Consider the following 21,314-nt stretch of genomic DNA (forward strand, 5'->3'; position numbering starts at 1 on the left):
CTCACCATCGCGACGGGGCATTGGAGCTGACTGAGCCGACGATGAACGCCGGGTGAGAAAGTCCGCCGCCGGGGCCGTCCGCGCCCCTCCCGCCCTCCCGCTGGCGCCATCGGGGCGGTGACTACGGGTGGGCGGCACCCGGCAGGCTGAGGCTCGCGACCACGCCGCCGCCCTCGGCGTTGCCGAGACGCACCTGGCCACCCGCCTCCGACACCGCCTGCGCCACGATCGCCAGGCCGAGCCCGGAGCCCGGCAGGCTGCGCGCCGACGGTGATCGCCAGAAGCGCTCGAAGACGTAGGGCAGCTCGTCCGCGGGGATGCCGGGGCCGTGGTCGCGCACGGTCAGCTCGCCCGCGCGCAGGCGCACCTCGACCCGGCCGGGGCTGAACTTGGCGGAGTTGTCCAGCAGGTTGAGCACGGCGCGCTCCAGCGAGGCGGGATTGCCCTCGACGTACCAGGGATCGAGGTCGGCGCTGATCTCCGCGCCGCGCAGTCCGGCCCGTTCGACGGCGGCGCGGACGACCTCGTGGAAGGCGAACTCCACGTGCGGCTCGTGGTCGCTCTCCCCTCTCGAGAGCTGGAGCAGGTCTCCGACCAGCGTGGACAGCTCCTCGAACTGGGCCTTGACGTTGACGAGCAGGCGTTCCTTGGCGGCCGGGTCGAGCGCCCTGCCGGTGTGCTCGCTGCGCAGCAGCAGGTCGATGTTGGTGCGCAGGCTGGTGAGCGGGGTGCGCAGCTCGTGTCCGGCGTCGGCGACGAGCCGGCGCTGGCGGTCGCGGGACCCGGCGAGGGCGGCGGTCATCGCGTTGAACGAGGTGCTCAGCCGGGCGATCTCATCGGTGCCCTCGACCGGGATCCCGGTGTCGAGATCCTCGGTCCTGGCGATGTGCTCGACAGCCCCGGTCAGGCGTTCCACCGGGCGCAGCGCCGTACGGGAGATGAGCAGGCCCGCCAGGGCGGCGCCCAGGACCCCGAGCGCGGCGACCCCCGACAGGATCCCGGCCAGCCAGGTCAGCGTCGACTCGGTCTGGACCAGCGACCGTGACTCCATCACCGCGACACCGGGCGCGACGTTCTCGGTCCGCACCCGCACCGGGTCGCCGTCGTCGGTGACGCCGTCGCGCAACTGGGCGTACCCGTACGCCCCCGCCGCCACCGCCCTGTCGGATCCGTTCACCGCGACCGCCGTCTGGCCGAGCACGCACCGCCGGCCGCCCGGGTAGACGACCTGCACCAGGGGCAGGAAGGGCCGCCATTCGTCGCCGCCGGGCGGGGACGTCCGCCCGGCGGCGCACATCGCGACGACCCTGTCGACGTTCCAGCCCTTGGGCGGCCCCTCTCCGGGCGGCCCTCCCCTCGGGTGTTCCAGATACCGGTTCACCTGGGCGTAGAGCTCGTCCCGGACGACGAACCAGCACGTCCCGGCGCAGGCCGCGATCGCGAGGGCCACGGCCACGGTGATCAGGAGGGTGAGGCGGGAGCGCAGGGAGCGGCGGCCACTCACGGGGAGCTCCGCAGCACGTAGCCGACGCCACGGACGGTGTGGATCAGCCGGGGACGCCCGGCGGCCTCGGTCTTGCGCCGCAGGTACATCACGTAGACGTCGAGGGAGTTGGAGGACGGCTCGAAGTCGAACCCCCACACCTCGCTGAGGATCTGCTCGCGGGTGAGCACCTGACGAGAGTGGATCATGAGCAGTTCCAGCAGCAGGTACTCGGTCCTGGTCAGCTCCAGCGGCTCGCCCGCGCGGGTGACCTCGCGGCTGGCGGTGTCCATCCGCAGGTCGCCGTGGACGAGCACGCCGTCGGCGGCGGAGGGCGCGGCCAGGGCGCTGCGCCGCAGCAGAGCTCTGACCCTGGCCAGCAGCTCGTCCAGCTCGAACGGTTTGACCAGGTAGTCGTCTGCCCCCGCGTCCAGCCCCGAGACCCGGTCCCCGACGGCGTCACGGGCGGTGAGCATGAGCACCGGCACGTGATTGCCGACCGCCCGGAGCCGGCGGCAGGCGGTCAGCCCGTCGAGCCGGGGCATCATCACATCGAGCAGGACCAGCTCGTACGGCTCCCGCTCCAGGACCTCCAGCGCGGCCTGCCCGTCCGCGGCCAGGCCCACCCGGTACCCCTCGAACTCCAGGCTGCTCTGCAGAGCCTCCCTGAGCGCGGGCTCGTCGTCCACGACCAGCACCCGCGCCGCCTCACCGTCACCCATACCCCAACGCTAGAGGCTCATCATGAGAACCCGATGAACACCGCCGCGACCGCCGGCGATCCGCACGGTCACCAGGCCACCGGGAGGGCGTGCAGGCCGAAGATCACACCTCCGTACTTGAACGGCAGCGCGTCGTCGTCCCCCACGACGCGCAGGCCGGGGATCCGCTCGAAGAGCGTGCGGTAGGCGATCTCCAGTTCGGCGCGGGCGAGGTTCTGCCCGAGGCACTGGTGCACGCCGTACCCGAACGCCACGTGGTTGCGGGTGCCGCGCCGGACGTCGAGTTCGTCGGGGCGCTCGAAGACGCGGTGGTCGCGGTTGGCCGGGGCGCCGAGCACGAAAAGGCCCTCCCCGGCCCGGACGGCCTGGCCGCCGATCTCCATGTCCTCGGTCGCGACCCGGTCGAAGGCGATCCAGTCCACGATGGAGTGGTAGCGCAGCAGCTCCTCCACCGCGTCCGGCCAGCCGGCCGGATCCGCCGGTAGAGGCTGTGCTCGGGCGGGTCCATGTCGATGAACTGCCCCGCCTGGAACTTCGCGTGCGCCTGCCGCTCCTCCTCGGTGGGGAGCTCGGCCGACAGCTTGGTGACGGGGTGGCCGGGAGTGGCGGGGTCGGTGCTGATCCGGGGGTCGGTGAGCACCTGCTGCGCCTCGGCGTGCCGGGTCACCAGCCAGACCCGGCCACCGGGAAGCTCGGCCTCGACCAGCGGCGCCTCCTCGCGGAGGCGTCCGTACTCGGCCGGGGACGGACCCGTCAAGCAGTTCGAGGCCCGGCTGGCGGTGATCGCGCTCATCCTGGGCAGCTTCCCCTTCGTGGTGGGTCTCGACCTGCCCGAGGAGGAGAGGGCCGAGACGGCGCTGACCGTCGCCGCGAAGCTGATCTCAGGCCAGTAGGGCCATGGCGGCGTTGTGGCCGGGGATGCCGCTGACGCCGCCACCCCGGCGGGCGCCCGCGCCGCAGAGCAGGACGCGCTCGAAGGCGGTCTCCACCCCCCACTCCCCCGGCTCGCCGAACGGCCAGGACAGGTCGCGGTGGAAGATGTGGCCGCCGGGCAGGCCCGCCTCGTTCTCCAGGTCGACCGGGGTCTTGACCTCCAGGCAGGGGCTTCCGCCGGGCGCGCGCAGCAGGCAGTCCTCGATCGGCTCGGCGAGCACCCGGTTGATCGAGGCGAGCGTGGCCCGCAGCGCGGCCTCACGCGCTCCGGCGGGGTCCTCGCGGAACAGGCGGGCCGGCATGTGGAGGCCGAACAGGGTCATCGTCTGCGCCCCGGCGGCGCGCAGGTCCGCGCCGAGGATGGACGGGTCGGTGAGCGAGTGGCAGTAGACCTCGGCCGGGGGAAGCTCGGGGATCCGCCCGGCAGACGCCTGCGCGTGGGCACGTGCGAGCTGGTCGCGGCTCTCGTTGATGTGGAAGGTGCCGCTGAAGGCCGCCACCGGGTCCACCTCGGCGTCCCTGAGCCGGGGCAGCCGCGACAGCACCATGTTCACCTTGAGCTGGGCGCCCTCGGGCGCGGGCTCGTCGGCTCCGAGCAGCCGGGCGAGTACGGCGGGCGGCACGTTGGCCAGGATCCGCTCCCCCCGGACGGCGTGCTCCCCGCCCGCGTCGCGGAAGGTGACCTCGCCCGAGGGGTCGACGGCGACGACCTCCGCCCCGGTCAGGATCTCGGCTCCCGCCGCGCGCGCGGCGTCGGCGAGGCCGCCGGAGACCGCGCCCATGCCGCCGACCGGGACGTTCCAGTCGCCGGTCCCGTCCCCGATCACGTGGTAGAGCAGGCAGCGGTTGGCCAGCAGGTCCTGGTCGCAGGGGTCGGCGAAGGTGCCGATCAGGGCGTCGGTGAGCACCACCCCGCGCACGGTGTCGTCGGCGAACCGCTCGTCCACGACGTCGCCGATCGGCCGCTCGAACAGCTCCCGCCACGCCTCGTCCCCGACGAGTTCCCGCATCGCGTCGCGGCTCATCAGGGGTTCCAGCAGGGTCGGGGCGATCCGCCCGGCCACCTCGGCGGTCATCGCGTAGAAGCGCCGCCACGCCTCGAGGTCGGCCGTCCCCCCGGTGACCCGGGCGAAGGAGGCGGCGGTACGGCCGGCGTCGCCGCTGTCGACCAGTAGACCCGTGCCCCCGGCCGGGGTGTAGGAGGCGTAACGGCGGCGGCGCAGCTCGACCTTGAGCCCGAGGTCGGCCGCGATCTTGGATGGCAGCAGGCTGACCAGGTAGGAGTAACGCGAGAGACGGGCGTCGACGCCGGGGAACGCCTGCGCGGAGACGGCGAGGCCGCCTACGTGGCCGAGGCGTTCCAGGACGAGGACCCTGCGGCCCGCGCCGGCGAGATAGGCGGCGGCGACCAGGCCGTTGTGGCCGCCGCCGGCGATCACGACGTCATAGCGGGAACGGAGCACGAGACATCCCAGGTTCAGGCGGAGAGGTGACGGACCAGGGGACTCGGGACGGTCAGAGACCGGTCTGCCAGTGCGGCTCGGGACGGAGCACGCTCAACACCTCGATCGACACCATGTCCCGCACCATATAGCGAAGGCGACAAATCGGTCTACAGGCCTCTCCCGGGACATCCGTTCACCCGCGGGCCGCGGACAGGGTGATCCGGAGGAGGGTGGCGGCGGGACCGGTGGGGGTGCGGCCCCTGCGCCAGACCGCGCGCAGGCGGCGTTCGAGGTTGATGCCGCCGGTGGTCACCTCGACCAACCGGCCGGTGGCCAGCTCGGCCTCCACCGCGTAACCGCTGAGCACGGCGGGGGCGACGCCCTCCCGGGCTGCGCCCTTGACCGCGGCGTTGGAGCCGAGTTCCAGCCGGGGAGCGGCGGCGGTGTGGCCGGTCAGCGCCAGGTCCAGGGTCTCGCGGGTGCCGGAACCGCGCTCGCGGACGACCAGCGGGGTGGCGGCGAGCTCGGCGGCCAGCAGCGCGGTACGGCGATGCGCCCACGGGTGGCCGGGAGCGACCACCACGACGAGCCGGTCGGTGGCCACCACCCGGGAGGTCAGACCCGGTGGGACCGAGGGGCCCTCCACGAACCCGAGCTCGATCCCGCCACCGACCAACCTGGCCACCTCGGCGGAGTTCTGCACGTCCAGGCCGACCTGGACCTGGGGTTCGCGGTTCTGCAGCTCCCCCAGCCAGCGCGGCAGCAGGTATTCGGCCACGGTCATGCTGGCCGCGATGTGCAGGTGAGCCGCCCGGCCGTGCCGTACCGCCTCCGCGCCGCGCATCAGCTCCTCGGCCGCCGCCAGCACCTGCGCCGCCCAGGCCGAGACCATCACGCCCTGCGGGGTGAGGGTGGAGCCGCGCGGGGTGCGCTCCAGCAGGGGCAGCCCGAGGCGGCGCTCCAGCAGCGCGATCCGCTTGCTCGCCGACGGCTGGGCGATGCCCGCCGCCCGGGCCGCCTGGCCGAGGCTCCCCAGGCGGTCGACGTCGACGAGCAACCGCAGGGATCCGAGATCAGGCAGCTCACTCATAGCCCTAGGCTATGACCTTCCAGGGAGATGGCGGCTACCGGCCGCGCCGGCCCGGGCCAACACTCAGATCATGGCTATCCTCCCGGTCGGCGACTCTCCCAGACACCTCACGGACGGGCATGTCCCGGACGCGGGCACACCCGGCCCTCACCCGCCGGTCACGGCCCCGTCCGCCGGCGACGCCCTTGGGCCCAGCCCCCGGCGGGGGGCCGTACGGCGGGCCGCGGCGGAGACCGGCGCCCTGCTGCCCGGCCTGGCCGTGGTCGCCGTCGCGGTGGGGCTGTCGATGTCGCTGAGCCGCGTCGTCCCCGGGGTCAGCACGGCCGTCGCCGCGGTGGCCTGCGGGGTCGCGCTCACCAACCTCGGGGGGCTTCACCGGTCGTTCCGCCCGGGTCTGCGGTTCGCAAGCCGTCGGCTGCTCCGCCTGGCCATCGTGCTGCTCGGGCTGGGGATCGCCCTGCCGGAGGTGCTGGCCCTGGGGTGGCGGGCACTCATGGTGATCGCCGCCGCCACCGGTGGCACGTTCCTCGCCACGCGGTGGCTCGGCGGGCGGATGGGGATCGACCCGCGCAGGTCGCTGCTCATCGCGACCGGGGTCTCGGTGTGCGGGGCCGCGGCCGTGGCCGCCATGCACGAGGTGGCCGACAGCGACGACGACGACGTGGCGAGCGCGGTCAGCGTGGTGGTCCTGTACGGCAGCGCCGCGATCGCCGTACTGCCGCCGCTCGCACGGCTTCTCGGCCTGACCGAGCACCAGTTCGGCATGTGGGCCGGCGCGTCGGTCCACGAGGTCGCCCAGGTGGCGGCCATCGGCGCGACGGCCGGCGCGGGGGTGCTGGCGAGCGCGGTGGTGGTCAAGCTGGCCCGCGTCGTCCTGCTGGCCCCGATCGTGGGAGCGACCTCCCTCGCCCTCCGCCGTACCGCCCCCGCCGGGGCACGGAGGACGCCGGAGGGGTCCGGGGATCTCCCGGCGGTGGGGACGGGACGGCGTCCGCCGGTGATGCCCCTGTTCGTGGTGGGATTCATCGCCATGGTGATCGTACGCAGCGCGGGCGTGGTGCCCTCCGGGATCGCCCGGATGCTCCCGGAGGTGACAGGAGTGTTACTCGCGGCCGCCCTCTTCGGACTGGGGACGAACGTCGACCTCAGGGAACTCGTACGCGGTGGCCGATCGCTGCTGCTGGGTGGGGTGGCAACCGCGATCATCGGCGCGATCTCCCTGCTCGGAGTGCTCGTCATCGGCTGACCTCCAGGTGGACGTCTTACGACAACCCCCGTAACGTGCACCTTTGAACCGGGGAACCCTTTTTGCAGCGTTCCAGCGGCCGTTCATCCAGCCCGACGAGGAGACAGAACCCGCTCATGCGTACCACCCAGCAGCCCATCGACAGCGTGCTCCGCCCCTCCGCCGAGGTGGCAGAAGCACTGGCGCAGGGCGCCCCGGTCGTGGCACTCGAATCCACGATCATCTCGCACGGCCTGCCCCAGCCCCGCAACCTCGAGGTCGCGGTTGAGCTGGAGGAGATCGTCCGCGAGGCGGGAGCCGTACCGGCGACCATCGCGGTGCTGGACGGCGTGGCGCACATCGGCCTGGGACCGGACGAGCTCAAACGGATCGCCACCGAGCCGGGCCTGCGCAAGCTGGGCTTCCGCGACCTGCCGGCCGCCGTCGCGCTGGGGGCCAGCGGGGCGACCACGGTCTCGGCGACCTCGTTCCTGGCCGCGCGGGCGGGCATCCGGATCTTCGCCACCGGCGGCCTCGGCGGCGTTCACCGCGGATGGACCGAAAGCCAGGACGAGTCGGCCGACCTCGACATGCTGAGCCGCACCCGCATCACCGTCGTCTGCGCGGGTGTGAAGTCGATCCTGGACGTCCCCGCCACCCTGCAGCGGCTGGAGACCCGCGGCGTCAGCATCGCCGGGTTCCGCACCGACGAGTTCCCCGGCTTCTACCTGCACACCTCCGGCGAGCCGATCGACTGGCGGATCGAGACCCCGGCCGAGGCCGCGGAGATCATGCGGGGCCAGGACGCGCTCGGCGGGCCGGAGACCGCGCTGATCGTGGCCAACCCGGTGCCGCGGGACGAGCAGCTCGACCCCGCCCTGCACGACCGGGTCCTCGCCGAGGCCCTGGCCGCGGCCGACCGGGAGAAGATCACCGGCCAGGCCATCACGCCGTTCCTCCTGGGCTATCTGGTGAGGGGCACCGGGGGTGCCTCGCTTGAGGCCAACCTGGCGGCCGTGCGGGGGAACGTCCGCGTCGCCGCACAGATCGCGGCGGCGTGGAGCCCGCGGAAGCCGGGGAAGCCGTGACCCGGAAGGGCCTGCTGGTCATCGGCGACGTGGTCACCGACGTCGTCGCGCTGCACGGAGGGCCTGCCCTGGCCGGGCTGGCCCTCGGCACGGACACCGCCGCCGACATCGTGCTCCGTCCGGGCGGCTCGGGGGCCAACACGGCCTCCTGGGCCGCCCATCTGGGGGCCGACGCCCGGATCCTCACCCGGGTGGGTTTCGACACCGGCGAGTGGCACGCCGCCGAACTGCGGCGCGGCGGGGTCCGGCCGCACCTGCGGGTGGATCCCGACCGCCCGACCGCGGTGGTGATCGCCATGATCGACGCGACCGGGGAGCGCTCCATGCTCACCAACCGGGGCGCGGGCGGGCACATCGGCGTCGACGACTGGGACGACGGCCTGCTCGACGGGGTGCGTCACCTGCACCTGTCCGGATACACGTTGTTCGCCGAGCCGGGTCTGCAGCTGTCCCGGCTGGCCCTGGCCGAGGCCGCCCTGCGGGACGTCACGATCAGCGTCGACCCCGCCTCGACCGGTTTCCTGCGCTCCTTCGGCGCCGAACGGTTCATCCAGGAGACCCTGGCCGCCCAGCTGATCATCCCCAACCTGGACGAGGCACTGCTGCTCACCGGTGAGAGCTCCGCCGAACGTGCCGCCGAACGGCTGAGCCTCCGGTACGGCGCGGCGGCCGTGAAGCTCGGTTCCCGGGGTGCCCTGATGGCGAGAGACGGAAAGTTGACGGCCCGGGTTCCCGGAATAGCCGCAGAGGTGGTTGACTCGACCGGAGCAGGGGACGCGTTCGCCGCCGGCCTGTTGACCGCCCTGCTGAGAGGGGTCGCCGACGAGACGGCGCTGAACGCGGGAGGCCGGGCCGGAGCCGAGGCTGTGACAGCCGTAGGCGGTCGGCCGCGCATCTCTGCGTCCGATTTGGGTACCGACCAGCTTTACCCTCTTAACACCAATTGATAGCTTGCGGCGTAGGCTGCACCATTAGCCACATGCGTCACTTTGGGGAGGTTTCGGTCCGCCGATGGATGCCGAGTCATCGATCTGCCTGAGTGATCTGGTTCCGGCCCTGCGCTGGAGCCGGCCACAGCAGATCGCCGAAGTCCTGGCCGATACCCGCCTGCCTGCGGGCTGGTGGTCCTCGGTCACCCTGCCCAAGGCCCTTGGCGTCGCCGGGCTCGACTGGGTCTGCGAGCGGCTGGCCCGGCTCTCGGTGTCCCGCTGGGATCACCTGCCGCTGAGCGACGTCCTGCCCGCACTGCACGTGCACACGGTCGATCCCACCATGCCCGGCTGGTCCGAGCCCGCCCGATCCTCGATCGCCAGGCTGGGCGGCTGGTCCCGGTTGCGCCGTCTGACCACCGGAGACCTCAGCGGCCCCTCGCTGCCCGCGTCTCCCGAGGTCGTGGTGACCGCCATCTTTCACGAGGTGCTCAGCAGGATCCCGGTGCTCGGCGAGCAGCCCGCGCCGGCAGCCGCCCCGATGCGGCAGGCTGCGCCGCAGCAGGGTCCCTCCGCGCCGCAGGCCCCGGCCGTGCCGTCCCAGGCCCCGGCGGTACCGCCACAGGCCCCGCCTGTGCCCCAGCAGGCCCCAGCCATGCCGCAGCAGGCCCCGTCCGCGCCTCAGGCCCCGCCTGTGCCCCAGCAGGCCCCAGCCATGCCGCCGCAGGCCCCGGCGGTACCGCCACAGGCCCCGCCGGTGCCCCAGCAGGCCCCGTCCGCGCCTCAGGCCCCGCGAGCGCCGGTCGCCGAGCCCGCACCCGAGCCCCGGGTCAGGCCCCACGACTACCCGCTGGTCCGGCTGGTGGACAACATGTTCCGCGACTGGGGCCCACTGGAGCGCGCGGTCGCCGTGGAACGGCTGTTCGCCGTCGAACCGATCAGCCTGCGTGCGCTGGCGCACAAGCTGAACGCCGATCGCGACGCCCTGTCCATGGCCCAGCGCACCGCCGAGGAACGCATCCTGCTCTGGCTGCGCTCCCCGGAGTCCGCCCCGCTCACGGGGCACATGTTCGGGCTCACCGAGTGGCTGGGCGCCGCCGCGACGCAGGAACAGCTCATCGGCGCCGACCCCGCCCACCCCGTCGGGGTCCCCACACTCCGTACGCCGCTCTGGCGGGTACTGGTCACCCTCATGCCCGACCGGCGTCTGCAGGACGGCTGGCTCGTCGTGGGCGACCTGGGAGGCCTGCGGGACCGCACCCGGCAGCTACTGGCGAGCAAACCCATCGACACCGACGTGGTCGCGTTGATGGAGCACCAGATCGGCATCCGCACACATTCCGCGCAGGCCTGGCTGGACGCGCTCGCCGCCACCGGGACACAGAACGCGCTCTCCGCCGAGGACCCCGCCTCGGAGGCCGGCAAACAGCTCCCCCGCCGCACACCGGGGGCCAACGGCCACCACCACCGCGGCGGCCAGCCGATTCCGCAGGTGAACACCGGCTCCATCGACCCCCGTGCCGCTCTGGCGGCGCTGTCGGCGCTGTCCGGCGTCAACGCCCGGCCCCATCTGATCACCAGCCAGCGCGCCCCCATGCATCCACCGACCAACCCGGTCACCGACCCGAGCCGCTGGCAGCGGATAGAGGTGACCAGCGAGCACCTGCGAGGCGGCCCGGTGGCGGTCCCGGAGGGGTATGCCACCCAGCTGGGCATGCGTCCCGGCACGCTGCTGTCGGTGACCGGCCCCGGCGACAACGCGGTGGTGCTGGTCTGGCGGGACCAGCCGGTCTTCGACTCTCTCCAGCCGGTGCTGATGCGCCTGAACGCCCGTCCGGGCGACCAGGTGTACGTCACCGTGGACGGCTACCGCCTGGACGCCCAGCTACCCAGCTGACATACGCGGCAGAAGCCCGCCCCCCGGATGAGGGACGGGCGGCAGGACCGGGGTTTCCGCGCTTACCCCACGGACGCGGAGACCGGGGCGGAGACGCGCCGCCGCTGCCACAGGCTGTCGACGGCGAGCGCCCCGCCGCCACTGAAGGCGATGGCCAGGCTGCCCGCCGCGAGGGCGAGGACGAACTCGTAGCCGCCCTTGTCCGCCGCGAACCCGTTCGCGCCGTGAACGAACACGATCGCGCCGACCATGTCCAGCGCGAGCAGAGTGCCGGCAACCGGCAGCGCCGCGCCCAGAACGAGCGCGATCCCACCGATGAGCTCCAGTACGGCCACCACCGGCGCCGCCACACCCGCCAGCGGGATCCCCGCCGAATCGAAGAACGCCGTCGTCCCGTCCAGTCCCATCGTGGTGAACTTCTGCCAGCCGTGGACGGAGAAGATCACTCCGATGGCGATCCGTGCCACCAGCAGGGCGATGGGGCGTACCCGGTCAAGCATGACGACTCCCTACAGTTGTTTGAACTTGAATGACACCCTAGCCATTGGTTCAAATTTGAACAAGTCGTAGACTGTGCCGGTGAAGGACACAAGATGGCTCAGCGAAGTCGAGCTGAACGCCTGGATGGCGTACGTCACCGCGACACACCTGCTGGAGCGGCGGGTCGAGGAACAGTTGAAGGCCGACTCCGGACTCACCCACGCCCAGTACGAGATCCTCGCCAAACTCTCGGCCGCCCCCGAACGGCGGATGCGGATGACCGAGCTCGCCCGCCGGGTGGTCGTGTCCAAAAGCGGACTCACCTACCAGATCGGCCAGCTCGAGAAGATCGGTCTCGTCGAGCGGACAACCTGCCCCTCCGACGAACGAGGAGTCCTCGCTGTGCTCACCGACGAGGGGGTGCGCTGCCTGGAGCGGACGGCGCCGGGTCACGTGGCCGTCGTCCGCGCTTTCCTGATCGACCAGCTGACCCCCGAGGAGCTCCAGGCCATGACGCGGATCATGTCGAGGGCCGCGACGGTGATGGCGACGACGCCCAGCCACCCGTTCGGTCAACACGCGGCCGATGGACGGCGTCAGAACCGGCCCGACCGGCGGGAGCGCGTGGATTGAGGCGATGGTGCGATGACACCAGGTCTGGCGCGGGCCACCCCTAACGGGTTGGCGTCCGGAATCTTCCCTGCCTCCCGGAACGCCGGAGCCGGCACGGGGACACGGGGTCTCCGCCCCCCGGAGAGAGGGAAGACCGGTACGGCACGCGCGGGGAGCACATTCCACGCGAGCCGTACCGGATTCCGACTGCGCCGCCGGGTCAGGCGGCGGCGCAGTTCACCGAGGTCGGCACACCGTTGGTCCCGGACCAGCTGCCGGTGAAGCCGAAGGACGCCGAAGCACCCGGGGAGAGAGCCCCGTTGTAGTCCACGTTCCGCACCGAGACGTTGGCACCGCTCTGGCTGTACTGGCCGCTCCAGAGCTGGGTGACGCCCTGGCCGTTCGGGAAGGACCAGCTCACCGTCCAGCCCGCGATGGCCGCGCCGCCGACGCTCTTCACCGTCACCTCGGCCTGGAAACCCTCCTGCCAGGAGCCGGTCACCCGGTAGGTGGCCGCGCAGGCCTTGCCGCCACCGCCGGTGGGGGTGACCGACGGCGTCGGCGTGGGGGTCGGCGTGGGAGTGGGGGTGACCGTGGGGGTCGGCGTGGGAGTGGGGGTGGGCTGGGGGGCCGCCATGGCCATGTCGTAGGCCCGCTGCGGCACGAACTGCCCGGCGCCGGCGATGCACCCGTCGGCCTCGCCCGGCAGCTTGATCCAGAGGAAGGCGTCGATCATCGAGTCACCGGTGCCGGTCGTGCTCGGGGTGCCGATGGCCCTGCCACCCGGGTCACACCACTCGCTGCCCTGCGGGCCGTTGCCGTTGCGGCTGGTGTCGATCACCGCACGGAGCCGGGAGACCCCACTGGCGGAGATGACGCTCTTGGCGTACGCCACCTCGGTGGAGCTCCAGCGGTAGTTGGAGACGTTGAGGGAGATGCCATCGGCGCTGTTGGCGACGTCCGCCGCCCTCAGCCGGGCCCCGGCCTCGGACGCGGACAGCCATCCGGAGTGCCCGATGTCGAAGTAGACCTTCGCCGCCGCCGATCCGGCCTTCAGTTTCTTGCCGGCGTACGCCATGGAGGCGTTGGTCTCCTGCTGCTGGGAGGAACTCATGCAGCCGGTCATGATCGGGAGCACGTCGGGCTCCAGGATGACCGTCGCGGGACGCCCCTGAAGGCCCGCCGCGAGCTCGTCGATCCACTGCCGGTAGGCCGTGTGGTTGGGCGCGCCACCCGTGCTGGCCCCGCTGCAGTCGCGGTTGGGGATGTTGTAGACGACCAGGATCGGAGTCTTGCCCGCGCTCGCCGCCGCACCGACGAACGCCGAGACCTGGCCGCGCACAGCGGAGGTGTTGGTCGTGGTGAACCAGCGCGCCTGCGGGACGGCGGCGATCCGGTCACGGATCACCGGGGCGCGGTAGTCGCCCGGGTTGGCCGCGACCCATCTGGCCGCGCTGGTCTCCGGGTCGACGTAGAACGGCGGGTCGGCCGCGGACGCTCCGGAGGCAACGGACACCGAGGCGGCCGCGACGACCAGGGCGGCGCAGAGCGTCGCGAGGACGGATCTTCTTGGCATGGACGGGCTCCTTGAAGGGAGACATGGGAGCGCTCCCACAATAACCGTCCACCGATCCCGCACACAGCCCCGGCCACCGCCCGCGCATCGTCCGCCTTTCTGAGCTGTGCGGATGCCATTCGCCACCGTTGAAAGTTTCACGTCCGCGCCTGTCCTGCCCGTCCCGGGCCGGACAGGCGCGACGGCGGCGGGAAACGCTCCGGACCGGGGCCCGGGCACGTCCCGGGAACGGACCGGTTCATATAATTCTTACGGGTCCCGATAACGACGTCAGCTGAAAACCGATCCGGTGGCTCCGGAGCGCGGCGCTAGACCTACGGCATTCACCTCGGGGGGTGTGATGCGGTCCCGATCCAGCCTGACCTGCCTCGCCGCAGCAGTGACGCTTTCCATGACCACCCTGGTGGGCGGCCCGGCCACAGGCCCGTCGCCGTCGCCGTCATCTTCACCGTCACCGTCGGTGCGCGAGGGCGCCCCACTGCGGGACCCGCCGCAGTTGATGAGCCAGGACGGGGTCCTGAAGGCGCGGATCGTCGTGGAGAGGCGGCAGGTGGACGTGGCCGGCCGCAAACTGTGGGCCCTGACCTACAACGGCCGCTACATGCCGCCCACGCTACGGATCCAGCCGGGGGACAGGCTGGAGCTGGCGATGGAGAACCGGCTGGGTAAGTACACCAACCTGCACGTACACGGGCTCCATGTGTCGCCGAGCGGCGACTCCGACAACGTCTTCATCCACATCCATCCCGGCCAGACGTTCCACTACTCCTACCGGTTCCCGGGCAACCTCTCGCCCGGGACCTACTGGTACCACTCCCACGCACATCCGATGTCCGCGCCGCAGGTCGCCGGGGGAATGTCGGGCGTCATCATCGTCGGCGGGCTGAAGCGGCATCTGCCACCGGCCCTGCGCTACATCACCGAGCACGTCATCGCGCTCAAGGACTTCCAGGCCCAGGGCGACGCGATCAAGACCGAGGGTCTGCGTATCGGCGCGACCACCAACCGCACGGTCAACGGCCAGCTGAACCCGGTCATCCGCATCCGGCCGGGCGAGATCCAGCTGTGGCGGCTCGCCAACATCAGCGCCAACATCTACTACAAGCTCCATCTGCAGGGGCAGCGGTTCCAGGTGATCGCCCACGACGCCAACCCCGTCGACCGGATCTGGCCGGCGGACTCGCTCCTCCTCGCGGCCGGCGCCCGGTTCGACGTGCTCGTGCGGGGCGGTCCGCCCGGCCGTACCCAGCTGCAGACGCTCCCGTACTCCACCGGACTCGCCGGAAACCAGTTCCCGCAGGCGACTCTCGCCACCGTGGTCTCCGAAGGAGAGCCGATGCACCCGCCCGCGCTCCCCTCGACCTTCGCGCCGGTGGAGAATCTGGGCCACGCCACCGTCGCCGCACGGCGCACCATCGTGTTCTCCGAGAACAAGGCCGGGACCGCGTACTACGTCAACGGCAAGCAGTTCGACCCGAACCGGGTGGACATCAGGTCGAAGCTGAACACGGTGGAGGAATGGACCGTCCGCAACGACAGCGACGAGGAGCACTCCTTCCACCTCCACGTCGACGACTTCCAGCTCATGAGCATCAACGGCCGCCCTCATCAGGGCCACGGCTGGCAGGACACCGCGACCGTTCCCGCCAGGGGACAGCTCGTCATCCGGATCCACTTCACCGACTACACCGGCAAGACCGTCCTGCACTGTCACATCCTCAACCACGAGGACAAGGGGATGATGGCGGTCCTGGAGATCGTCAGGTGACCGGGCCGGAGTCGCCCTTTCTCGGTTCCAGCCTCGGGTCTTCACATCGGGTTGACCGCAGGCGGTTGATGCTGTGGTGCGAAACAGTTCGTGCGGCAGCGGTGTCGTCACTGGTCATCATGATCGTCCACGGTGTCGACTCCCTCTCCGGCTCGGATGTGCGGGCGATGAAGGGCACCGGATGACTTTGCCGTTCAGCCAGGGCGGCGGGCAGGCTGGTGATGCCGTACACGATTTCCTTGCCGGTCCAGGTGCCGTCCAGGTCACCGACGTCGCGACGGAGCCGGAAGGCTTGCCGGGCGCCGGGGAACAAGCCCTCGTCTGCTTCGGTCGTGCGGATGGTCCGCCGTTCGGTGCGGTCGTGCCCGTGGTCGTGGTCGATGGCGGTGGTGTCGCTCCACTCGGCATCCGGGCCCGGCAAAAGGGCGCGTGCGGCGGCGCGGGCCAGCGGCTGGTTTCCCTTCAAAATGAGGACGTAGTGGCCGCCCAGTTGCTCGGTGATCAGACGGGCCGTGGCCTTGGTGGTGTGCAGCGCGTCCAGGGTCAGCACCATCCCGGCTACCTCCAGCTGCGACAGCGGCGTGCGGGCGGCCGGTCCCTCGCATCGCTGCGACGCTGTCGCCGCCGACCACGAGCGTCGCGCACGCGGTCAAGGTCAAGATGACCACCAGCCGATGACGCCGCCCGCATGCCGGGCGCCGGTCGGGGACCGTCGCCAACCGGCGCATCAATGCCGATTCCACCACGACCGGATCGGCCTCCAGCTCGGCCTCCCACAATGCCAGGTCGGTGAGCTGGTCAAGACACGAGACAGTCGGAGATGTGGTCAGCGAAGATGGGGACACAAGCGCGACTCCTGCAATGATCTTCGGTTTGAGAGACCTGAAAGATCACCAGAAGTCGCGCTCTTTCGTACTCCACCCGGCCAAACACTCAACGTCGCCATACCGCATCAGAACCCAGGAACGCCGGGGCCCTGCACGCAAGACGACATGACAGGGAACGTGTTCTCTTCGGGCGACGTCAGGCTTGGTGATGACGCTGGTCAGCCCGCTGGCTAGATCTCCGATGTTGGCAGGGAAGCGCCCGTTCCCTGTCACGTCCAACGCTCTTTATGGCGTCTCTGAACTGGTCGTACAGGGCTCGCGTGTATCTGGTGACACGCTCCTTAAGGGGAAGTCCGCCGTGAGTTCAGCCGGACTGAAGGACTTTCAGTGGAAACCCACGTCAGTTCACATCATGAGATCGGAGAACACGGAGAGTTCGTCCTGCATCTGAGCCGAGGGTTTCGCCGTCCGTAGGGCGGGTGCCGCCGGAATATGGCAGAAACGGACCGCAGGCTAGATCACTGATCACTAGAATCCTGACGTTCACGCTGGCCGGGGTGCGCCACGCCACATCGCGCCCAGCCCCATCGTCCCGTGACGACCGGTAATGGTGGAGTCGGGTATCGGAACTCTCGGAATGCCTGCTTGATCATGCTGGTGGCTCCCCGATGCGGGCCTCGGTCCAGGCGCGGGCAAGGATCTCGTCCACGGTCTCGGCGGGGGTCTGGAACGAGGTGTCGATCCAGAGGCCGAGGCGTGCGGTCTCCTCGCGAAGGACCTTGTCGAGCATGTGAACGGTCAGCGTGTCGTAGGCGTTCTTGGTTCTGACGGCCTCGCGGGCCAGGACGGTGTCGGGTCCCGGCGCGAGGACGACGACCAGCAGCGGTGTGCTGCGGATCTGCGCGATGGTCTCGGCGAGGTGCTCGCCGAGGATGACGTCTTGTGCGACCACGGTGAAGCCAGCTTGGAAGTAGCCGTCGCTAACGTGTGCGGTCAGCTGGTGACGGAGCCGCAACTGGCGGACGGCCTCTTCGCTGGCGGCGGAGGTCATGTCGGCGCGGCCGTTGACCACCATGCGGCGGAACTGGTCGCCACGCACGTGCACGGAGTGTGGCAGCCGCTCGGCCAATGCCTGCGCGACCGTCGACTTTCCAGAAGCCTGGATGCCGGTAATGAGGATGATCGCCCGTTCGAGCTGCGGGAATTCGGGAATGCCGTGTTCGTCTGTGTTCGACGATGCCTTCGGAGTGCTGGTCATCATGGCCCTTCTGAACGGGGTGGTTGCGGGTTCCGGCTGGCGACGTCGGCGGCGTAGGCGCCCCAGTCTCCGGCGGCGGCGCGCTGCCATTTGACTGCGACGGTGATGTCGATGCCGAGGGTGCGGGCGAGGACCGCGGCGGGCAGCTCGGTGGCGAGCTGGAACAAGGCGGTTGAGCGGGTCTCTGCGAGCCGGATGCCGAGTTTGCGGAGTCGTTAGAAGGCCGGCGAGGCGGTCTTCGGACTTGAGGGTGTCGTCGTGCAGCAGGCGGCGGGCGGTGGCCCAGCGGGCTTCGACGTCCATCGGCTGGGAGGGGCCGTTCCATCGCTCGGCCGGAAAAGTGAGATCACGGGCGATCTTCTGGGAGAGGGACCATCGCACGAAGTGGCCTGCCTCCTGGCGAAGACGGGCGTCGTCACTGGTCATCCAACGCTCAAGGTCGGTCTGTCGGCAGGTTGCAAGGGTCATGTTCTGGTCCGTGAGCCAGTTCAGGAGATAGACGGCTGCCCGCAGATGCTGCCGCGCGACCGTGAGCTGGCTGTGCGTGATGTCCTTGCCGCGGCTGCGTCGGCGAAGCCGTCGCAGGAGGTGCCAAGTCGCGTACCGGTGCAGGATTTTCCGTCCCTCGGCCGTCGCATGGGAGGTGACGAGGTCCTTCACGTGCCGTTCGAGGCGGACCATCTGCTCGTCCCGCTTGGGCAGGACTTCGGTGGCGACGAGGACGCTGCGGACGTGTTCGACGACCTTGCCTTCCGGGAGTTCGTCCAGGGCCTCGCGGGTAAGGGGATGGCGGCCGGAGCCGAGATCGGACAGGACGGTGGAGACGATGGTAGTCGAGCTTGGCGGCCATCGCCGGATCCCTCCTGTCAGACCCGGCGAACGCCGGAGCCGGTGCCTTGTGCAGGGAAGTGTTCATGAAGTCGTCGCTGACGTGCGTGTAGATGGCCAGGGAGCTGTCGCACTCATGGCCGACCTGCTGCTGGATGAACCGGCGGTCGACTCCGTCCTCGGTCAGATGCGTGACGTATGGAAGTTCACCACCACCGACCTGGACGATCTGCTGGCCAGACTCGACCGGCACACCGCCGATCACCACGAAGAATCCTCCGCCGGACCGGCACCGTGATCAACCCCCGAAGGACTTCCGGAGCCGACCACTAAGAATCACGTCATGAGCCCCAGACCGCGTTGATCTTGACACGAGTCCTCGATGTCGTCGACCTGGGCAAACGCCGTCGAATCCCGAGTGTCGGCGTAGGAGGGTCATTCGAAAAAATCTTTCTTACCGCCAGCAGCTGTTCTCGCGTTCCTCCCCCGAAGGTGGCGATCAGCGCGACCAGCAGAGACGAGGGTACGTCACGAGCCTGGGGGCCCGGGTACCGCCGAAGCGTTGACTACACTCCGTTATATGACATAACAACAATAAGGTAGGGTGGGGTGATGGGCGAACCTCGCTGGCTTACCCCCGAAGAGGCCGCCGTCTGGAAGAAATACCGGACGCTGCGGCGGGAGTTGCAGCTCGCGCAAGACCGGCAGCTGGCACGCGATTCGGGTTTGTCCGGCGCGGACTACGCACTCCTTGCGCCGCTGTCGGAGTCACCCGAGGGCGTGCTGAGATTCCGGGAACTGGGGCTAGAGGTCGGCTGGGAACGCAGCCGGCTCTCCCATCAGCTCACACGCATGGAGAAGCGCGGGCTGGTGACCCGGGAAGCGTGCCCGGGCGACGCCCGCGGAGCGATGATACGGCTGACCCGGCACGGACGTGACGCCATCGAAGCAGCCGCACCTCAGCATGTGGAGGCCGTGCAACGGCTGTTCTTCGACCCCCTGACCCCGGGGGAGATGCGGGTGTTCGAAGGATTCCTCGATCGCATGCTCGCCGCACTCGAACGCGAATCGGCCGCGCACCGGCCGAACGGCTCCGCCGGGAAGTTGGCCCGCCCCGGTCTCCGGCCTGGTTGAACAGCCGTTGCCGGTCAGCCGTACGGCTCGCGTCCGCCCGGACGCCCCATGACAATGAACCGGCCGGTTCAGCCGTGTCATGAGGACGTCCGAGCGTAGCGAGATCAAAACTGGCCGGGACTGCCGTAGCGGTAGAAATGAGGGCCGAGCTGGGCGGCAATGGCCCGGGTCAACGCCGAGCCATCCTCCAGCAGGCGGGCCGCGCGGTCCAGGTCCCCGACGAAGACGGGGTCGTAGCCGGCGTCCCTGACCAGCTGTTCCGTCACCGCCTTGGCGGCGTCGTCGGCGGCGTACAGGTTGCTCGGCCTGACCTGCTGTTTGGCGATCTCGTCATACAGGGCGGCGAAGTTGGTGGAGAACGACTTGGCGGTCGGACCTCCGATGACGGATTTGACCTCGTGGGCCAGCGACGGGTGCTCGCTCGTCCGTGGTACGTACATGTTGGTGGTGTCGATCGTCACCTGCCCGTTCAGCCCGGACACCCGGCCCAGCGCCTCTCCGATCGTCTGGCCCGGGACCGCCACCACGACGACCTCGGCGTCACCTGCGTCGCCGCCGTCACGGCCAAGTACGGTGACCTGATGACCGGCGTCGGCCCACAGCCTCGCCAGACCGCCTCCGACCCGCCCCCGCCCGATTACCGTGATCCTCATGCGCGCTCCTTCGTTCGAGGTGGCGTCATCCTGCCTGGGCAGATCAGACTCTTGTCACGTGGCGTCTGCGCCGAGGAGCTGGAACTCCCAGGCCAGCGCGGCCCCGAAACTGCCTCCGTGGGAGAGGAAAATGTCGGCGATACCCGGGACGGTCTCCTCTCGTGCCCAGTCACGCTGCAGTTCCCCCAGAACCGTCCCCGTCGTGGTGGGGATCACGCCCGCCTGCACCATACGCTGGACCCCACGCTCGTGCGCCTCCAAGGAGGTGGCTCCCGAGGCATCGGTGACCGCGAAGACCCGGTAGCCGTCGGCGAGTGCGTGGATCGCTGGGAAGGCCAGGCAGATGTCAGTCCACAGGCCGGCGATGATGAGGTCCTTGCGCCCGGTGTCCGCGACGGCCTGGACTACCCGGGGGTCCTCCCAGGTGTTGATGGTGGTGCGGTCGATGGGCTTTTGCTCGGGGAAGAGTTCCTGGATCTGACGGATGATGCGGCCACCACGGTCTTCAACCACGGTGCTCAGGATGGTCGGGATGCCAAACAGCTTCGCCCCTTTGGCCAGCGCCGTCACGTTGTTGATCACCAGGTTGGCGTCGTGACTTTGTAGTCCGGCGAACTGCGCTCCTTGGTGATCGATCAGCAACAGCACCGAGCGCTGCGGGGTGAGCAGGGCGTCGAGTCCGATGTAGGGAGTGACGTGCGGATCCATGTGGAGATTCCTTTCGTCAGCCACTGAGGGCAGTTCCGCGGGGCGGGACTGTCAACCGCGCCGCCCGGGGAGGCCACGCGGCATCGAGGACACAGCTGCCGGGATATACGGGCCTCGCTAGCGTCTCCATTCGGCCCTGTCCGACCCCTACAGCCGTCGTCTTCAGCGATGGGCGCTCAGCCGTGACACCCAGCACTGATGATGTGTCAACAAAGTAAGCTCGACTTTGATGCCAAGTCAACAACTTGGCTCTCGGCGCTCGATCCGGTGGGCACAAGGCGGCAGGCCGAGTAAGGCCGAAAAGGGGAAATGGGCTGGTCACAGCCTCGGCCGGTGACGTGTTCTCAACCAGGCCCTCCGCTATCAGTGTCACCAGTCCCTGATGCACCCCGGATCGCTCAGGTCAGCTGGACCGCGAATCCGAGCCGGTTGTACGCCCGACGCTTGGCCAGCCGCCCCAATAGGGAGATCACCGCTCGGGTCGCCCCGGGCTGAAACGCCCGGGGCGACCCGACCGGCGGCACCCCCCCTTAACGACAGGCCGAGTCATGGGAGACCTTCGAGCGCGACGTGCTGCACCGCCACGCCCTGCCCGCGACCTCCGAGCCGGTCCGGCTGACTGAGCCCGAGCCCGAGTGCGGCCCCGACGACGCAGCCG

The 21,314-nt window shown here is 70.2% G+C and carries 22 protein-coding genes; 10 read left to right on the top strand and 12 right to left on the bottom strand.

The window, feature by feature from the left end:
• Window positions 1-121 precede the first annotated feature (121 nt).
• The 3 genes from FHR32_RS34020 to FHR32_RS43275 all read right to left on the bottom strand — a co-directional run bounded on the left by FHR32_RS34020 (window position 122) and on the right by FHR32_RS43275 (window position 2,657).
• Window positions 122-1,504, bottom strand: coding sequence for a sensor histidine kinase (locus FHR32_RS34020; protein WP_184758584.1), 1,383 nt, complete (start codon window positions 1,502-1,504; stop codon window positions 122-124).
• Window positions 1,501-2,205, bottom strand: a complete 705-nt coding sequence (locus tag FHR32_RS34025; protein WP_184758585.1) for a response regulator transcription factor — start codon at window positions 2,203-2,205, stop codon at window positions 1,501-1,503. Before FHR32_RS34025 ends, FHR32_RS34020 begins: the two co-directional genes overlap by 4 nt.
• A 68-nt stretch (window positions 2,206-2,273) precedes the next feature.
• The gene (locus tag FHR32_RS43275; protein ID WP_221466510.1) at window positions 2,274-2,657 is read right to left on the bottom strand and encodes a cytochrome P450; all 384 of its coding nucleotides are present in this window, start codon (window positions 2,655-2,657) and stop codon (window positions 2,274-2,276) included.
• A 54-nt stretch (window positions 2,658-2,711) separates the two neighbouring features.
• On the opposite strand from FHR32_RS43275, the gene FHR32_RS43280 reads away from it, so the two are divergent.
• The gene (locus tag FHR32_RS43280; protein WP_221466511.1) at window positions 2,712-3,098 is read left to right on the top strand and encodes a hypothetical protein; all 387 of its coding nucleotides are present in this window, start codon (window positions 2,712-2,714) and stop codon (window positions 3,096-3,098) included.
• On the opposite strand, the gene FHR32_RS34035 is transcribed toward FHR32_RS43280, so the two are convergent.
• Both FHR32_RS34035 and FHR32_RS34040 read right to left on the bottom strand, forming a co-directional pair.
• Entirely contained in the window at window positions 3,087-4,601 is a 1,515-nt protein-coding gene (locus tag FHR32_RS34035) for a phytoene desaturase family protein (protein ID WP_184758586.1), read from the bottom strand. The two genes, FHR32_RS43280 and FHR32_RS34035, sit on opposite strands and share 12 nt — an antisense overlap.
• A 175-nt stretch (window positions 4,602-4,776) precedes the next feature.
• Window positions 4,777-5,673 (bottom strand): LysR family transcriptional regulator, encoded by an 897-nt coding sequence (locus FHR32_RS34040; protein WP_184758587.1) that lies wholly within the window; start codon window positions 5,671-5,673, stop codon window positions 4,777-4,779.
• A gap of 70 nt (window positions 5,674-5,743) precedes the next feature.
• Between FHR32_RS34040 and FHR32_RS34045 the strand changes: the two genes are divergently transcribed.
• The 4 genes from FHR32_RS34045 (at window position 5,744) to FHR32_RS34060 (ending at window position 10,812) form a co-directional block, all read left to right on the top strand.
• A complete protein-coding gene (locus tag FHR32_RS34045) occupies window positions 5,744-6,919 on the top strand; it encodes a YeiH family protein (RefSeq protein ID WP_184758588.1) in 1,176 nt (391 codons plus the stop codon).
• Between the two features lie 116 nt (window positions 6,920-7,035).
• Window positions 7,036-7,986, top strand: coding sequence for a pseudouridine-5'-phosphate glycosidase (locus FHR32_RS34050; protein ID WP_184758589.1), 951 nt, complete (start codon window positions 7,036-7,038; stop codon window positions 7,984-7,986).
• Window positions 7,956-8,933 carry a carbohydrate kinase family protein gene (locus tag FHR32_RS34055; RefSeq protein WP_312882823.1) on the top strand — a complete coding sequence of 326 codons (978 nt, stop codon included), beginning with the start codon at window positions 7,956-7,958 and terminating at the stop codon, window positions 8,931-8,933. Before FHR32_RS34050 ends, FHR32_RS34055 begins: the two co-directional genes overlap by 31 nt.
• Before the next feature lie 64 nt (window positions 8,934-8,997).
• Complete coding sequence (locus FHR32_RS34060) at window positions 8,998-10,812, top strand: hypothetical protein (protein WP_184758590.1); 1,815 nt, start codon at window positions 8,998-9,000, stop codon at window positions 10,810-10,812.
• 62 nt (window positions 10,813-10,874) lie between these two features.
• Here the strand turns inward: FHR32_RS34060 and FHR32_RS34065 are convergent, their stop codons facing one another.
• Entirely contained in the window at window positions 10,875-11,312 is a 438-nt protein-coding gene (locus FHR32_RS34065; RefSeq protein ID WP_184758591.1) for a DoxX family protein, read from the bottom strand.
• 79 nt (window positions 11,313-11,391) lie between these two features.
• Here FHR32_RS34065 and FHR32_RS34070 point away from each other — a divergent pair, with 79 nt between their 5' ends.
• The gene (locus FHR32_RS34070; RefSeq protein ID WP_312882824.1) at window positions 11,392-11,925 is read left to right on the top strand and encodes a MarR family winged helix-turn-helix transcriptional regulator; all 534 of its coding nucleotides are present in this window, start codon (window positions 11,392-11,394) and stop codon (window positions 11,923-11,925) included.
• A gap of 199 nt (window positions 11,926-12,124) precedes the next feature.
• On the opposite strand, the gene FHR32_RS34075 is transcribed toward FHR32_RS34070, so the two are convergent.
• A complete protein-coding gene (locus FHR32_RS34075) occupies window positions 12,125-13,480 on the bottom strand; it encodes a glycoside hydrolase family 6 protein (protein WP_184758592.1) in 1,356 nt (451 codons plus the stop codon).
• A 460-nt stretch (window positions 13,481-13,940) separates the two neighbouring features.
• On the opposite strand from FHR32_RS34075, the gene FHR32_RS34080 reads away from it, so the two are divergent.
• Window positions 13,941-15,248, top strand: a complete 1,308-nt coding sequence (locus tag FHR32_RS34080; RefSeq protein WP_221466512.1) for a multicopper oxidase family protein — start codon at window positions 13,941-13,943, stop codon at window positions 15,246-15,248.
• Here the strand turns inward: FHR32_RS34080 and FHR32_RS34085 are convergent.
• From FHR32_RS34085 to FHR32_RS34095, 3 genes are all read right to left on the bottom strand, one after another.
• Window positions 15,241-15,801: a hypothetical protein gene (locus FHR32_RS34085; RefSeq protein WP_184758594.1), complete on the bottom strand. Its 561-nt coding sequence runs from the start codon at window positions 15,799-15,801 to the stop codon at window positions 15,241-15,243. The two genes, FHR32_RS34080 and FHR32_RS34085, sit on opposite strands and share 8 nt — an antisense overlap.
• Before the next feature lie 923 nt (window positions 15,802-16,724).
• Window positions 16,725-17,336, bottom strand: coding sequence for an AAA family ATPase (locus FHR32_RS34090; RefSeq protein WP_246468089.1), 612 nt, complete (start codon window positions 17,334-17,336; stop codon window positions 16,725-16,727).
• Window positions 17,333-17,500, bottom strand: a complete 168-nt coding sequence (locus FHR32_RS34095; RefSeq protein WP_184758595.1) for a hypothetical protein — start codon at window positions 17,498-17,500, stop codon at window positions 17,333-17,335. Before FHR32_RS34095 ends, FHR32_RS34090 begins: the two co-directional genes overlap by 4 nt.
• Window positions 17,501-17,591: 91 nt before the next feature.
• Here FHR32_RS34095 and FHR32_RS34100 point away from each other — a divergent pair, with 91 nt between their 5' ends.
• The 3 genes from FHR32_RS34100 to FHR32_RS34110 all read left to right on the top strand — a co-directional run bounded on the left by FHR32_RS34100 (window position 17,592) and on the right by FHR32_RS34110 (window position 19,295).
• Complete coding sequence (locus FHR32_RS34100; RefSeq protein ID WP_184758596.1) at window positions 17,592-18,251, top strand: hypothetical protein; 660 nt, start codon at window positions 17,592-17,594, stop codon at window positions 18,249-18,251.
• Between the two features lie 46 nt (window positions 18,252-18,297).
• Window positions 18,298-18,459 carry a hypothetical protein gene (locus FHR32_RS34105; protein WP_184758690.1) on the top strand — a complete coding sequence of 54 codons (162 nt, stop codon included), beginning with the start codon at window positions 18,298-18,300 and terminating at the stop codon, window positions 18,457-18,459.
• A 314-nt stretch (window positions 18,460-18,773) separates the two neighbouring features.
• Window positions 18,774-19,295 (top strand): MarR family winged helix-turn-helix transcriptional regulator, encoded by a 522-nt coding sequence (locus tag FHR32_RS34110; RefSeq protein WP_184758597.1) that lies wholly within the window; start codon window positions 18,774-18,776, stop codon window positions 19,293-19,295.
• A 104-nt stretch (window positions 19,296-19,399) separates the two neighbouring features.
• On the opposite strand, the gene FHR32_RS34115 is transcribed toward FHR32_RS34110, so the two are convergent.
• The gene (locus FHR32_RS34115) at window positions 19,400-19,948 is read right to left on the bottom strand and encodes an NADPH-dependent F420 reductase (protein ID WP_184758598.1); all 549 of its coding nucleotides are present in this window, start codon (window positions 19,946-19,948) and stop codon (window positions 19,400-19,402) included.
• A 54-nt stretch (window positions 19,949-20,002) separates the two neighbouring features.
• Complete coding sequence (locus tag FHR32_RS34120) at window positions 20,003-20,656, bottom strand: hydrolase (protein WP_184758599.1); 654 nt, start codon at window positions 20,654-20,656, stop codon at window positions 20,003-20,005.
• Window positions 20,657-21,314 lie beyond the last annotated feature (658 nt).

This window comes from Streptosporangium album, assembly GCF_014203795.1.
Lineage (GTDB): Bacteria > Actinomycetota > Actinomycetes > Streptosporangiales > Streptosporangiaceae > Streptosporangium > Streptosporangium album.

Excerpts from the sequence above, each read along its gene's own strand:
- FHR32_RS34060 (WP_184758590.1), top strand. The coding sequence starts at position 8,998 with ATGGATGCCGAGTCATCGATCTGCCTGAGTGATCTGGTTCCGGCCCTG.
- FHR32_RS34085 (WP_184758594.1), bottom strand. The coding sequence starts at position 15,801 with ATGGTGCTGACCCTGGACGCGCTGCACACCACCAAGGCCACGGCCCGT.
- FHR32_RS34110 (WP_184758597.1), top strand. The coding sequence starts at position 18,774 with ATGGGCGAACCTCGCTGGCTTACCCCCGAAGAGGCCGCCGTCTGGAAG.
- FHR32_RS34040 (WP_184758587.1), bottom strand. The coding sequence starts at position 5,673 with ATGAGTGAGCTGCCTGATCTCGGATCCCTGCGGTTGCTCGTCGACGTC.
- FHR32_RS34045 (WP_184758588.1), top strand. The coding sequence starts at position 5,744 with ATGGCTATCCTCCCGGTCGGCGACTCTCCCAGACACCTCACGGACGGG.
- FHR32_RS43280 (WP_221466511.1), top strand. The coding sequence starts at position 2,712 with ATGTCGATGAACTGCCCCGCCTGGAACTTCGCGTGCGCCTGCCGCTCC.
- FHR32_RS34090 (WP_246468089.1), bottom strand. The coding sequence starts at position 17,336 with ATGATGACCAGCACTCCGAAGGCATCGTCGAACACAGACGAACACGGC.
- FHR32_RS34115 (WP_184758598.1), bottom strand. The coding sequence starts at position 19,948 with ATGAGGATCACGGTAATCGGGCGGGGGCGGGTCGGAGGCGGTCTGGCG.
- FHR32_RS34065 (WP_184758591.1), bottom strand. The coding sequence starts at position 11,312 with ATGCTTGACCGGGTACGCCCCATCGCCCTGCTGGTGGCACGGATCGCC.
- FHR32_RS34120 (WP_184758599.1), bottom strand. The coding sequence starts at position 20,656 with ATGGATCCGCACGTCACTCCCTACATCGGACTCGACGCCCTGCTCACC.
- FHR32_RS34025 (WP_184758585.1), bottom strand. The coding sequence starts at position 2,205 with ATGGGTGACGGTGAGGCGGCGCGGGTGCTGGTCGTGGACGACGAGCCC.
- FHR32_RS34075 (WP_184758592.1), bottom strand. The coding sequence starts at position 13,480 with ATGCCAAGAAGATCCGTCCTCGCGACGCTCTGCGCCGCCCTGGTCGTC.
- FHR32_RS34105 (WP_184758690.1), top strand. The coding sequence starts at position 18,298 with ATGGCCGACCTGCTGCTGGATGAACCGGCGGTCGACTCCGTCCTCGGT.
- FHR32_RS34050 (WP_184758589.1), top strand. The coding sequence starts at position 7,036 with ATGCGTACCACCCAGCAGCCCATCGACAGCGTGCTCCGCCCCTCCGCC.